Source organism: Bacillus sp. FSL K6-2861 (assembly GCF_038630725.1).
Classification (GTDB): domain Bacteria; phylum Bacillota; class Bacilli; order Bacillales; family Bacillaceae; genus Bacillus; species Bacillus velezensis.
In genome coordinates this window covers 2,091,011-2,107,222 of the sequence record NZ_CP152037.1, presented here as the reverse complement: position 1 = coordinate 2,107,222, position 16,212 = coordinate 2,091,011, and the positions used below count along the sequence as shown (strand labels likewise).

The 16,212-nt window shown below is 48.1% G+C and carries 1 protein-coding gene; it reads left to right on the top strand.

The features are described 5' to 3' along the window. The first annotated feature begins 43 nt into the window (after nucleotides 1–43). Entirely contained in the window at nucleotides 44–16,168 is a 16,125-nt protein-coding gene (locus tag NYE62_RS10420) for a non-ribosomal peptide synthase/polyketide synthase (RefSeq protein WP_342497475.1), read from the top strand. Nucleotides 16,169–16,212 lie beyond the last annotated feature (44 nt).

Here is a 16,212-nt window from a genome sequence, read left to right as displayed (position 1 = left end):
GAAAAGCATTATTTCTTTAAAATATATAAAATGAGGTGCTCCAATGTCGGTATTTAAAACTCAAGAAACGTACTGGGAAAACCTGTTTGATGAAGAAGACGGTCTAAGCGCATTCCCTTACTTTAAAGCAGCGGATAAAGCGTCGTTGGCCCGTACCGGCTACCAGGAAAACTGCATCTGCCGTTCCTTATCTCCGGAAGTATCTCAAAGAATCATGACAATGGCGAATCATTCCGATATGGCGGCCTATCTGATTTTATTGGCGGGTATTGAGTGCTTGTTATATAAATATACGGATCGAACGAGCCTGATTCTTGGCATTCCAACGGTATCGAAGCAAAAAGCCGGCCAGTCAGCCGTTAACAACATTGTCCTCTTAAAAAATACGCTTTCAAACGAGAGCACATTTAAAACCGTATTCGGGCAGCTGAAAGAAGCCGTTAATGATTCTCTGAAAAATCAAAACCTGCCGTTTAGAAAAATGGCCCGGCATCTGAGCGTGCAATACAATGACGAGCATATGCCTTTGATTCATACCGTCGTTTCGCTCAACGAAATTCATTCCTTGCAATGTAAAGAAGATACTGCAACCGATACGCTGTTTCACTTTGATTTGGAGAACAACGGGATTCATTTGAAGCTTTTTTATAACGGCAATCTGTACGATGAGCGCTATATCAATCAAATTGTATCCCATTTGGATCAGCTGCTGTCTGTGATCCTGTTTCAGCCTCAAGCCGCGATCCATACGGCAGAGATCTTACCGGAAGCGGAAAAACAGAAGCTATTGTTTGATTTTAACGACACCGTCAGAGATTTCTCCGGGAGCAGAACAGTCTATCAATTATTTGAAGAGCAGGCAGAAAGAACGCCTGAGCATGCGGCCGTCAAGTTTAAAAACGACCATTTGACGTACAGGGAACTGAATGAGAAGGCGAGCCGTTTGGCAAGAACATTGCGTAATTGCGGGGTTCAACCCGATACGTTAGTCGCCATTCTCGCTGATCGTTCATTAGAGATGATCGTATCCATTATAGCTGTTTGGAAGGCAGGGGGCGCTTATGTGCCCCTGGATCCTGAATATCCAAAAGAGCGGCTTCAATATTTGCTTCATGATGCGGACGCAGACGTTCTCCTTGTTCAGCAACATTTAAAAAACAGTCTCGCCTTTGACGGCCCGGTGATTGATTTGAATGATGAAACATCATACCATGCCGATTGCTCATTGTTATCACCAGTAGCGGAACACAGCCATTTAGCCTATGTCATTTATACGTCGGGTACAACAGGAAAGCCGAAAGGGGTCATGGTTGAACACGGCGGCATTGTGAACTCGCTTCAGTGGAAGAAGTCGTTTTTCAAGCATTCTCCGGCGGATCGCGTGCTTGTCTTGTACCCGTATGTTTTTGATGCGTTCATTTTAAATTTCTTCGGCCCGCTCATCTCAGGAGCAACTTTGCACCTTTTGCCTAATGAAGAGAATAAAGAAACTTTTGCCATTCAAAATGCCATAAAACAAGAAAGAATTACCCATTTTTCAACTTCTCCCCGTCTTCTGAAAACGATGATCGAACAGATGAAGAGAGAGGATTTCATCCATGTTCAGCATGTTGTTGTAGGCGGTGAGCAGCTGGAAACAGATACAGTTGAGAAGCTGCATTCTCTGCAGCCTCGCATTCGGATCAATAATGAATACGGACCGACAGAAAACAGCGTGGTATCTACATTTCACCCTGTTCAGTCCGCTGATGAACAGATCACAATCGGCAGCCCGGTGGCCAACCATCAAGCTTATATTTTAGGAGCGCACCATCAAATCCAGCCGATCGGCGTACCGGGAGAGCTGTATGTCGGAGGAGCAGGAGTGGCCCGCGGCTACCTCAATCGGCCTGAATTGACGGAGGAAAAATTTGTGGAGCATCTGCATGTCCCTGGTCAAAAGATGTATAAGACAGGGGATCTCGCCAGATGGCTGCCGGATGGAAGAATCGAATATTTAGGGCGGATTGATCATCAAGTGAAAATTCGCGGCTACCGGATTGAGATCGGCGAGGTAGAGGCAGCCATGTTCAATCTGGAAAACGTTCGTGAAGCCGCAGTCGTCGCGCGGGAAGACGCAGACGGGGCCAAACAATTGTATGCCTATTATGTCGGCGAGCCTTCTTTGACCGCTGCGCAGTTCAGAGAAGAATTATCCCGGGAACTGCCGAATTATATGATTCCCTCCCGCTTTATCCCATTGGAACGCATTCCGCTCACTTCCAATGGGAAGATTGATCTGAAAGCTTTGCCTGCTGCTGACGAAAATACGCGGGCGGAAAACGAATACATAGCCCCGCGGAACACAATAGAAGAACTGCTGGCGTCTATCTGGCAAGAAGTATTAGGGGCAGAACGTATAGGAATTTTGGATAATTTCTTTGATTTTGGCGGAGATTCGATTAAATCAATTCAGGTGTCATCCAGATTGTATCAAGCCGGATACAAGGTTGATATGAAGCATTTGTTTAAACACCCCTCGATTGCTGAACTCAGTCAGTTTGTAGCACCGGTCAGCAGGGTGGCTGATCAAGGAGAAGTGAATGGCGGAACCAAGCTGACCCCGATACAGCATTGGTTTTTTGAGCAAAAAATGCCGCATGCACACCATTACAATCAGGCCGTCATGTTATATTCGGCGGAAGGCTTTAAAGAGGGCCCGCTTCGTCGGACGATGGAACGGATCGCGTCGCATCACGATGCCTTGAGGATGATTTTTGAAAAAACGCCGGATGGATACGCTCCGCGAATTACAGGAACAGATGAAAGTGGACTATACCATCTGGAAGTGATGAATTATAAAGGGGAAACCGATCCGGCTCAAGCGATTGCCGATAAAGCGAATGAGATTCAAAGCAGCATGGTATTAGACAAAGGCCCATTGATGAAGCTCGGTTTGTTCCAATGTCCGGACGGAGATCATTTGCTGATTGCAATTCATCATTTGCTGATTGACGGAGTATCCTGGCGTATTTTGCTCGAAGATTTTGCAAGCGGTTATGAGCAGGCAGAACGCGGACAAACGATCCAGCTCCCGCAAAAAACAGATTCGTTTCCATTCTGGGCCGATCAATTGTCCAAGTATGCGGCGGAAACCGATATGGAAGAGGAGATTGCGTATTGGGCTGAGCTTTCAAGTATAAAGCCTCAGCCATTGCCTAAGGACACTATCAGCGAAGGATCGTTATTAAGAGACAGCGAAGAAGTGACGATTCAATGGACAAAAGAGGAAACGGAGCAATTATTAAAACAAGCGAACCGCGCCTACAACACGGATATCAACGATCTGCTGCTGACTTCGTTAGGGCTGGCTGTTCACAAGTGGACAGGCACGGAAGACATTGTCGTGAATTTGGAAGGCCACGGGAGAGAACCGATTATTCCGGATGCTGACATTTCCCGCACGATAGGATGGTTCACAAGCCAGTACCCTGTCGTCCTGAGGATGGAAGCCGGAAAAAACCTGTCGCAGCGGATCAAGATCGTAAAAGAAGGGCTGCGCCGTATCCCTGACAAAGGAATGAATTACAGCATCATCAAATATATATCCGGGCATCCGGAAGCCGACAGCCTGCAGCTGAACCCGGAGATATCGTTTAACTATTTGGGACAATTTGACCAAGACCTGAAGCATCAAGCTTTGCGCATCTCGCCTTTTTCCACAGGGTTATCAATGAACGAAAACCAAGAGAGAACGGCCGTGCTTGATTTGAACGGCATGATTGCCGAAGGGACATTATCACTGACACTGAGCTACAGCAGCAAACAATACGAAAGATCTACTATGGCTCAATTTGCCCGGGGGTTGAAAGAAAGTCTGCAAGAAGTCATTGCACATTGTGTAAGCCGGCAGCAGACTTCTCTCACACCAAGTGACATCCTGTTAAAAGACATCTCAATCGACGAACTGGAACAGCTTTTGGAGCAGACGCGTGAATTAGGCGAAGCGGAAAATATTTATCCATTAACGCCGATGCAGAAGGGCATGCTGTTTCACAGCTTATTTGATCCGAATTCAGGTGCTTATTTTCAGCAAACGATGTTTGATCTGCATGGAGATCTGGAAATTGATTCATTTTCAAAAAGCTTGGACGGCTTATCGCAAAAATATGATATTTTCCGCACGAATTTTTACAGAGGCTGGAAGGATCAGCCGCTCCAAATCATATTCAAAACGAAAAAAATCGGTTTTCAATTCAATGACTTACGAGAGATGAAGGAATCACAAAAAGAAGCGATGATTCAGCAGTATGCCAGAGAAGATAAGATGCGGGGGTTCGACTTAGAAAAAGGCGCGTTAATGCGGTTATTTATCCTTCGTACGGATGAAAAGACATACCGTTTTATCTGGAGCTTCCACCATATTTTGATGGACGGCTGGTGCCTGCCGCTGATTACAAAAGAAATTTTCGAGAATTACTTTGCTTTGCTTCAGCAAAAGCAGCCTGAACAATCGTCAATAACTCCGTACAGTCAATATATTGAATGGCTCGGCCGGCAAGATGCGAAAGCGGCCGCGGCTTATTGGGATCAGTACTTGGAGGGATATGAGGAGCAAACCGGCCTTCCTAAAGATCACCATGCAGCGGAAGACGGACGATACGTTCCGGAAAAAGTGACGTGTGACATAAGCTCCGATCTCACTTCGAAAATGAAGCGGACGGCAGGCAAGCATCATGTCACGCTGAACACGCTGCTGCAGACGGCATGGGCGGTTTTGCTGCAGAAATATAACCGCAGCCGGGACGTTGTGTTTGGAAGTGTTGTATCCGGAAGACCTGCTGGAATTCCAAACGTGGAAACCATGATCGGCTTATTCATTAACACCATTCCCGTCCGATTCCGATGTGAAGCCGGGACAACGTTTGCTGAGCTTATGAAAGAGGCGCAGGAAAGGGCTGTAGCGTCTCAACAATTTGAGACGCACCCGCTGTACGATATTCAAGCGCGTACAACGCAAAAGCAAGATTTAATTACACATTTAATGATATTCGAAAATTATCCGGTTGATCAGTATATGGAAAGTATAGGCCGCCAAAACGGAACATCCATCACGATTTCCAACGTACAAATGGAAGAACAGACCAACTACGATTTTAATTTGACTGTTATTCCGGGCGACGAGATGAACATCTCTTTTGAATACAATGCAAATGTGTATGAGCGGGCAAGCATAGAGCGGGTTCGGGAACATTTCATGCAAATCCTGCATCAAGTCGTGACAGATGCGGATATTCGGGTGGATCAAGTTGAATTGTTAACGGAAGGCGAAAGAAGAACCCTTCTGCAGACGCTTAACGACACGGCCGCGCCGTTTCCGCAGACGCCGGTTCATCAATTATTTGAAGAGCAATCGCAGCGTACGCCCGATCAAGCAGCCGTCATTGATAAGGACATGCAGCTCACGTACGGAGAGCTCAATAAGCGGGCCAACCGACTGGCGCGAACGTTAAGAGCGAAAGGAGTGCAGGCAGATCAGCCTGTAGCCATCATCACAAGAAACAGCATCGAATCGGTGGTCGGAATCCTTGCCGTTTTAAAATCAGGCGGAGCCTATGTCCCGATAGATCCGGAATATCCGCAAGACCGCATCCGGTATATGCTGGATGACTCCCAAGCCGGAATCGTTTTAATGCAGCGGGACGTCAGGAAACAGCTTGCCTATGAAGGCGCCACGGTTTTACTTGATGATGAAAGTTCTTATCACCAAGATGGCTCTGACCTTGCTCCGATAAATGATGTGAGCCATTTGGCATATGTCATTTATACGTCAGGTTCCACAGGCCGGCCAAAAGGCGTACTAATCGAGCACGGAGGCTTGACCAATTATATTTGGTGGGCGAAAGAAGTTTATGTAAAAGGCGAGAAAGCCAACTTCCCATTGTATTCGTCAATTTCTTTTGATCTGACGGTGACTTCTATTTTCACGCCGCTTGTCACAGGCAATGCAATCATCGTCTATGACGGAGAGGATAAAACAGCTCTGCTTGAATCAATTGTGCGGGACCCGAGGGTGGATATCATTAAATTGACCCCGGCCCATTTGCAGGTCTTGAAAGAAATGAACATTGCCGATCAAACGGCTGTCCGAAGAATGATTGTGGGCGGGGAAAACTTAAGCACCCGGTTAGCCCGCAGCATTCATGAACAGTTCGAAGGCCGGATTGAAATATGCAATGAGTACGGTCCGACGGAAACCGTTGTCGGCTGCATGATTTACCGTTATGATCCCGCAAAGGACAGACGGGATTCGGTACCGATCGGAACCGCTGCGGCAAACACGAGCATTTACGTTCTTGATGAGAATATGAAACCCGCGCCGATCGGAGTGCCGGGAGAGATCTATATCAGCGGCGCCGGTGTGGCAAGAGGATATTTGAACCGGCCCGAATTAACGGCAGAGAAATTTGTCGATGACCCGTTTGAACCCGGAGCGAAGATGTATAAGACCGGGGATTTGGCGAAGTGGCTGGCGGACGGAAACATTGAATATGCGGGCAGAATAGATGAACAAGTGAAAATCAGAGGCTATCGTATCGAATTAGGCGAGATCGAGGCGGCACTGCTTCAAGAAGAAGCGATCAAGAAAGCTGTCGTCACAGCCAGAGAGGATGTCCACGGGTTTAAACAATTGTGTGCATATTACGTGAGCGGCGGACAAATAACGGCAGCCCGGCTCCGGAAACAATTGTCACACAGCCTGGCGGGTTATATGGTTCCGGCTTATTTTATCGAGCTTGATGAAATGCCTTTAACTTCTAACGGAAAAATAAACAGAAAAGGGCTGCCGGCTCCGGATTTCGAGCTGCAGGACAGAGCAGAGTATAAAGCTCCCCGAACAAAAGCTGAAGAAATATTAGTTTCTGCCTGGGAATCGGTATTAGGCGCTGAAAACGTCAGTATTCTTGATAATTTCTTTGACCTTGGCGGAGATTCCATTAAATCCATTCAAGTTTCCTCCAGATTAAATCAGCAAGGATACAAAATGGAAATCAAAGACTTGTTTCAATATGCAACAATTGCTGAATTGAGTCCGCATATCAAGCAGAATCTGCGTATAGCCGATCAAGGTGAGGTCAAAGGAAAAGTCAGCCTGACTCCTATTCAGCATTGGTTTTTTGAACAAATAACAACAGATCAGCATTATTACAATCAAGCCGTCATGCTGCATGCGCCGGAAGGTTTTCAGGAAACGCAGCTTCATCAAACCCTGCAAAAGCTTGCTGAACATCACGATGCGCTCCGCATGACATTCCGGACTACGGAAAATGGCTGTGAGGCACAGAATGAAGAAATCGCCCAAAGCGGACTGTACCGCTTAGAAGTCCTGAATCTGAAAGAAGATCCCGATCCGGGACGGACAATTGAAGCCAAAGCTGATGAGATACAAAGCAGTATGCATTTAAGTGATGGGCCGTTAATGAAAGCCGGGTTGTTTCAATGCGCAGATGGAGATCATTTGCTCATTGCCATCCATCATTTGATTATAGACGGGATTTCATGGCGCATTTTACTGGAAGATATCGTTAGCGGCTACAAGCAAGCCGAGAACGGGCGAGTGATTCAACTGCCGCAAAAAACAGACTCTTTCCAATTATGGGCTAAGAGACTCTCAGAATATGCGCAAAGTGAAACCATAAAACAAGAACAGGAATATTGGACAAAAATCGAACAAACCGAAGTCAAACCGCTGCCTAAAGATTTTCATGAGACCCATACAACTGCAAAAGACAGTGAAACAGCAACTGTGGAATGGACGAAAGAGGAAACGGAGCTCTTATTAAAACAAGCGAATCGCGCTTATCACACGGAAATAAACGATTTGCTTTTAACTTCTCTGGGTCTTTCCATATCGCATTGGTCAGGACTGGAAAAAATTCCGATTCATTTAGAGGGACACGGCCGAGAACAGATTATACAAAATATAGATATCTCCCGCACGGTCGGGTGGTTTACAAGTCTGTATCCGGTTGTGCTGCACGCGCAGCCGGGCAAAGAAATCTCTGATTATATCAAGACGACCAAAGAAGGATTGCGCCAAATTCCGTATAAAGGGATCGGATATGGAATAGCAAGGTACTTAAGCGGCGGAATGCCATCGAAACTCAATCCCGAGATCAGCTTTAACTACCTTGGACAGTTTGACCAAGATTTACAGCAGCATGGGGTTCAGTTATCTTCTTATTCTTGCGGTTCAGACTCAAGCGGACATCAAGAAAGACCGTATGTGTTGAATATAAACGGAATGATCACCGAGGGCCGGCTGAAGCTTACGATCAGCTACAGCAGCAAACAGTACGCAAAAGAAACGATCATGCGGTTATCAGAAACGATTCAAAGCCGCCTGCGGACAATCATTACGCATTGCGTTCATAAAGAACAATCGGAACTGACGCCAAGCGATATTTTGTTAAAGGGCATGTCCATTGACGAATTGGATCAGCTCCTCATTCAACTACCGCATGCAGGTGAGGTTGAAAACGTGTATCCGCTCACTCCGATGCAGAAAGGAATGCTCTTTCACAGCCTGCTGGACGAGGCCTCAAGTTCTTATTTTGAACAAGCATCGTTCGATTTGCAGGGAGAGTTAAAGATTGATTGGTTTAAAGCAAGCCTTGAACGATTATTTGAAACATACGCCGTGCTCAGAACCCGTTTTTACAGCGGCTGGAACGATACTCCTTTACAAATTGTCTATAAAACGCAAACACCGCAAATTCATTTTGCAGATTTGCGTGATATAGAGGAGCACCTGAGAGAGGATGCAATCGCAGCCTATCAAAGAGAAGACAAGGCAAAAGGATTTGACTTAGCTCGGGATCCGCTGATGCGCATAGCGATTTTCCGTATGGAAGACCGCAAATATCATTTGATTTGGAGCTTCCATCATATTGTGATGGATGGCTGGTGCCTGTCTCTTATCACGAAGGAAGTGTTTGATCATTATAGCGCCTTACAGGAAGGCAGGGAACCAGAACCGCCATCGGCAGCTCCTTACAGCGACTATATCGAGTGGCTTGACCGCCAAGATCAGGGAGCGGCAAAGCGGTACTGGAGCGGGTATCTTGAAGGATATAAAGGTGAAACCACGCTTCTTCATAAAATAGCGCAGCATGAACAAAAAGAATACGCCTATGCCAATGTGATCTGCCGATTTGATCACGAACAGACAAAACAATTACAGCAGATCGCAAATCAGCATCAGGTTACGTTAAATACGTTGATCCAAACGTTATGGGGAATTTTATTACAGAAATACAGCGGGTCCGCAGACGTTGTCTTCGGCAGTGTCGTGTCGGGAAGGCCGGCGGAAATTCCTGATGTGGAACAGATGATCGGTCTGTTCATCAATACGATTCCGGTTCGCATCCGCTGCGATGAGGACAGCACTTTTGCTGATACGATGCAAATGGTTCAACAAAACGCGCTGGCTTCCCAATCGTACGATACCTATCCTTTATACGAAATTCAGGCCCAAACGGAACAAAAGCAAAACTTAATTGATCATATCATGATCTTTGAAAATTATCCGATAGGGCAGCAAGTTGAAGAGGGCCATGATGCTGCGGATTTAAATATCGTGAATTTCCATATAGAAGAACACACCCATTACGATTTTAATGTAGTTGTCATCCCTGGCGAACAACTCACCGTTCATTTTAGTTTTAACCGAAATGAATATGAACAATCAGAGGCAGAGCGGATTCGCGGACATTTTGAACAGCTTATGCAGCAAGTACTGCAGCTGCCGTCTGTCAAAATAGAAGAAATGGAACTTCTGACGCAGCAAGAAAAAGAACAGCTGCACAGCCGTTTTCAGTCTAACGAAATGCATTACCCACGTGAACAAACGATTCATCAGCTGTTCGAGGAACAAGCACTCCGGACGCCGGACCATGAGGCGGTTATATTCGAGGAGCAGCGTATGACATACCTTGAGTTAAATGAACGGGCCAATCAACTAGCACGCACTTTACGAGCTGAAGGCCTGCAGGCCGACCAGCTTGTTGCGATCATGGCTGAGCGTTCTCTAGAAATGATGGTCGGGATTTATGCAATCCTGAAAGCGGGAGGCGCTTATGTGCCAATCGACCCGGATTACCCGGAGGAACGCATCCGCTACATCCTTGAAGATTCAGGGGCGCCCCTGCTGCTGTCACAGCGTCACGTGAAAGAACGGGTTGCTTTTGCAGGAACGGTCATCGATCTCGATGATACTTCCGTTTACGATGATGACGTTTCTAACTTGGAGCCGCTGTCTGGTGCGGGCGATAGGGCATATGTAATCTACACGTCCGGATCGACCGGCAAGCCCAAGGGGGTTATGGTTGAACATCGTCCGGTTATAAACCGGTTGATGTGGATGCAAAAGGCTTATCCGATCGGCAGCGGCGATACGATTTTACAAAAGACAGCGATCACCTTCGACGTCTCGGTATGGGAGCTGTTCTGGTGGGCTTTGACCGGTGCGAAGGTGTGCCTGCTTCCGCTCGGCGGAGAGAAAGACCCTGAAGTGATTTGGAACACAATAGAAGAGCAAAGTATCACGACAATGCATTTCGTCCCGGCGATGCTGCACGCCTTCCTGAAGTTTGCGGAAACACAGACGGCAAGCGGACAGACAAGCAAGCTGCGTACGTTGCGGCAAGTGTTTGCAAGCGGCGAGGCATTAATGCCGGCACATACGGCAAGATTTCATCGCCTTATTACGCCTGTGAACGGCGCCCAACTGATCAACCTGTACGGCCCGACGGAAGCAACGGTCGATGTGTCGTACTTCAACTGCGAAGCGAACCAAGCGTATGCATCGGTACCGATCGGCAAGCCGATCTCGAATATACAGCTGTATATGATGGCACCGGGATCAATGCGTCTACAGCCAGTCGGAGTACCGGGAGAGCTTTGTATCGCAGGCGACGGACTGGCGAGGGGGTACCTGAACCGTCCGGAGCTGACTGCGGAGAAGTTCGTGGATCATCCGTTCGAACCCGGCAAACGGATGTACCGGACGGGCGATCTGGCGAGATGGCTGCCGGACGGTAACATCGAATATTTGGGCCGGATCGATCATCAAGTGAAAATTCGAGGATACAGGATCGAACTCGGCGAGGTGGAAGCTCAGCTCTTAAAGATAGAGTCGGTACAGGAAGCAGTAGTCACCGCTCTTGAAGACGGAGACGGAGAAAAGCAGCTATGCGCATACTTTTCAGCGAACACCGAGCTGATGGTGAGCGAGCTGCGAATAGCGCTGTCGCAGGAACTGCCGGGGTATATGATCCCGTCGTACTTTATCCAACTGGAGCGTTTGCCGTTAACGGCAAACGGAAAAATCGACCGCAAAGCATTGCCAGCACCAGAAGGAGGCGTGCAAACAGGGATCGAATACGTTGCTCCCCGTACAGCGGCGGAAGCGCAGCTGGCGCATATCTGGCAAGAGGTGCTTGGACTTCCGCATATCGGCGTGAAAGACAATTTCTTCGACATCGGCGGTCACTCGCTGCGGGCAACGACGCTGACGGCGAAGCTGCACAAAGAGATGGGGGTCAGCCTGCCGCTGCGGGAAGTGTTCCGATCGCCAACAATTGAAGAAATGGCAGAAACGATTACCGGTATGAAACACACAGCATATACATCTATCCCGACCGTTGAAGCAAAAGGATACTATGCCGTCTCCTCGGCGCAGAAACGGCTGTACATTTTGAATCAGCTGAAAGGCGGTGAGCTGAGCTACAACATGCCGAGTGTCATGAGAGTCGATGGAGCTCTGGATCGGGAACTTGTCGAGAAGGCGATCCGCAAGCTGATTCAGCGCCATGAAACGCTGCGTACCGGCTTTGAACTGATAGACGGAGAACCGGTGCAGCGGATCTATGACGACGTCCCATTTGCAGTGGAATTCACTCAGGCGAAAGAAGAACAGGCGGAAGCCCTCGTTCATGGGTTTGTGCGGGCATTTGACTTGGAGAAAGCACCGCTGCTGCGGGTAGGACTGATCGAGCTTGCAAAAGACCGCCATTTGCTGCTGTTTGACATGCATCATATCATTTCAGACGGCGTATCTATCAAGAATTTGATTGAAGAGTTCGTTTCATTATATGAAGGAAAAGAATTGCCGCCATTGCGGGTTCAGTATAAAGATTATGCGGCGTGGCAGCTGTCGGATATGCAAAGCGAACGGATGAAGAAACAGGAAGCGTACTGGCTGGATGTGTTCAGCGGAGAGGTTCCGGTGCTGGATATGCCAACCGACTACGGAAGACCGGCTGCGCGGAGCTTTGAAGGAGGACAAATCGAGTTTGTCATCGGGCCGGAGTTGACGGAACAGCTGAAAGGCTTGGCGGTGAAGAGCGAAAGCACGCTGTACATGGTGCTGCTGGCTGCTTATACGACCATGCTTGCCAAATACAGCGGGCAAGAAGACATCGTAGTAGGCAGCCCGATTGCCGGAAGAACCCATTCGGATTTGGAAAGCTTAATCGGCATGTTCGTGGGCACGCTGGCGATACGAACGAATCCGGTCGGGGAAAAAACATTCCGGGAGTACGTGCAGGAAGTCAAAGAGCATACATTAAAAGCGTACGAAAACCAGGAGTATCCATTCGACGAACTGGTGGACAAGCTAAATGTGTCCCGGGATTTCAGCCGCCATCCGCTGTTTGACACGATGTTCATATGGCAAAACACAGAACAGGGAGAATTGACCCTCGATGATGTGCGTTTTACCCCTTATCCGGACAACCATGCGATGGCGAAGTTCGACCTGACGTTCCAAGCGGCAGAAAATGAAGACGGAATTACAGGTATGATCAGTTACGCGGCAGCGCTGTACAAGCAGGAAACTGCGGAACGCATGGCAAAGCACTTTATCCAATTGATCGAGGCGATTGCGAATGATCCGCAGGCGCCGCTTTCATCCCTGGAGATGATCACCGCGAAGGAGAAAGAGCAGATTGTGGAGAGATGGGGTCAACCGGCGATAGACTGCCCAAGGGACAAAACAATTCACCAATTGTTCGAGGAGCAGGCGGAGCGCACGCCGGAACATACGGCCGCAGTTTACGAGAAAAGCCGATTCACATACCGTGAGCTGAATGAGCGGGCCAACCGCCTGGCGCGGATTTTAAGAAGCGAAGGCGTGCAGCCTGACCAGCCTGTGGGTATTCTGGCAGAACGTTCTCTGGAAATGATCGTGGGGATTATGGCGATCCTGAAAGCCGGGGGCGCGTATGTGCCGATGGATCCGGACAGCCCGCAGGAACGCCTCCGCTATATTCTGGAGGATTCAGGAGCAAAGGTTCTGCTGGCACAGCCCCATTTACAAGATCGTGTATCCTTTGCCGGAGAGATTTTACTGCTGAATGACGAACGAATGAACAGCGGGGATGGCTCGAATCTGGTGACGGCAGCCGGACCGGATCACTTGGCGTATGTGATTTACACATCAGGCACAACCGGCAAGCCAAAAGGCACGCTGATCGAGCATCGCCAGGTCCTTCATTTGATGGAGGGGCTCCGCGGACAAGTGTACGATGCTTATGATTCGGGATTGCGTGTGTCTCTGTTGGCACCGTACTATTTCGACGCATCGGTCAAGCAAATTTTCGCGGCACTGTTAGGGGGACATGCACTGTATATCGTCCCTAAAGCATCAGTATCAGACGGTTATGCCTTGTCAAACTATTATCGCACCCACCGCATTGACGTAACAGACGGAACACCGTCACATTTGCAATTGCTTATCGCTGCAGACAGCCTTCATGGGGTAACGATCCGGCACATGCTTATTGGAGGAGAGGCGCTCCCGCAGGCGACGGTGGCGCAATTGCTTGAATTGTTTGCTTCGAACGGGTCATCAATGCCGCTCATAACCAATGTATACGGTCCGACGGAAACCTGCGTGGATGCATCGGTCTTTCACATCGTACCGGAGACATTGGCATCCGCTGACGACGGCGGTTACGTGCCGATCGGCAAACCGCTGGGCAACAACCGTGTGTATATTGTTGATTCCCATGATCGGATGCTGCCTATAGGTGTAAAAGGTGAGCTGTGCATCGCCGGAGACGGAGTAGGACGGGGGTATCTGAACTTGCCTGAATTAACGGGCGAAAAGTTTGTGGCCGATCCGTTTGTAATCGGAGAGCGGATGTATAAAACAGGCGACCTTGCCCGTTACCTGCCGGATGGAAACATTGAATATGCCGGAAGAAAGGATCACCAGGTCAAAATTCGCGGTTACCGGATCGAACTTGGCGAGGTGGAAGCCGCTCTTCTCAACATCGAGCATGTACAAGAAGCGGTGATCCTGGCCAGAGAAAGTGCAGAGGGGCAAAGCGATTTGTATGCCTATTTTACAGGGGAGAAGTCACTGCCGACCAATCAGCTTAAAGAAAAACTCTCCGATCAAATACCAGGCTACATGGTTCCTTCATACTTGATGCAACTGGAGCAAATGCCGTTAACCTCCAATGGAAAAGTGAATCGCAGCGCGTTACCGCTGCCTGAAGCAGGCTTGCAGACCGGGATTGACTATGTTGCTCCAAGGACAAGACCGGAAGAGCAGCTGGGTCACATCTGGAAAGAAGTACTGAAGGTAGAACAAGTCGGCGTAAAAGATAACTTTTTCGATCTAGGCGGGCATTCGTTACGGGGGATGACGCTCGTTACCAGGATCCATAAGCAATTCGGCAAAAGCATTTCATTGAGAGAAGTGTTTCAATACCCGACGATTGAAGAAATGGCGAGGGTCATTGCAGGCGCGGAAACCAGCGGACCGGATGAAATCCCTGTTGCAGAAGCCAAAGATGTTTATCCTGTATCTTCTGTACAAAAGATGGTTTACCTGTCTACACAAATTGAAGGCGGAGAACTAAGTTACAACATGCCGGGGATTTTGACATTGGAAGGCAGGATCGACATGAATCGTTTACAATCTGCATTCCAAAGTCTGATCCAGCGCCATGAATCGCTACAAACCGGATTTGAAATGGTCCGCGGAGAGCTGGTGCAGGTGATCAAGCCGCAGGCGGATTTCTCTATAGAAAGGTACAAAGCAGCTGATGAAGAGGTCGAGGAGCTGTTCCGCAATTTCGTGCGGCCTTTCGATCTCAGTCAGGCTCCATTGCTTCGGGCCGGACTCATCGAATTAGAACAGGACAGACATGTTTTCATGTTTGACATGCATCATATCGTTTCAGACGGCGCTTCTATGAATATTTTTGTTGAAGAACTGATTCAATTGTATGACGGCAAAGAATTAACCCCGCTCCGGATTCAATACAAAGATTACACTGTATGGCAGCAGCAGGCGGAGCAGAGGGAACGCATCAAGAGGCAGGAGAACTATTGGCTGAACGTATTTCATGAGGAACTCCCGCCATTTGAGCTGCCGAAAGATTTTGCCAGACCGCGAATTCGAAGCTTTGAAGGAAAGCGATACAATTTCGCTCTCGATGAGACCGTGGTCCAGGGTATAAAACAGATGGAAGAATTGACCGGATCGACCGCTTACATGATCTTGCTGTCAGCCTATAACATACTGCTGGCCAAATACAGCGGTCAGGAAGATATCGTCGTCGGTACGCCTATTGCGGGAAGAATGCATGAAGATTTACAGCATATTATCGGGATGTTTGTGAATACGCTGGCCATCCGTACGGCACCGGCTGGAGAAAAGACCTTTATGGACTATGTAACGGAAACAAAAGAAACGATGCTGAAAGCTTATGAAAATCAAGAATATCCTTTTGAAGAATTAGTTGAGAAATTGGGAGTGAAACGGGACTTAAGCCGTAATCCGTTATTTGATACGATGTTTGTTCTGCAAAATACGGAACAAACGGATATCGAATTAGACTCTCTCGCGGTCAGACCATATGAACAAACAAATACGGCGGCCAAATTTGATTTGCAGCTGACCTTTGTGATGAAACCGCACGAGATTCAAGGAAGCTTTGAGTACTGCACGAAGCTGTTTAAACAGAAAACCATCGCTACGCTGAGCAAGGATTACGCCATGATTCTGTCGGCGATCATAAAAGACCCATCGATTCCTTTAAAAGAAATTCAATTAAGTGAGAAAGTAAACAAAAGTGAACACTTTGCAAGCGAAATCGAATTGAATTTCTAAAAACGGCCGGTATTGGCTGTCCCCGGCATGATGTTTTTACGGGG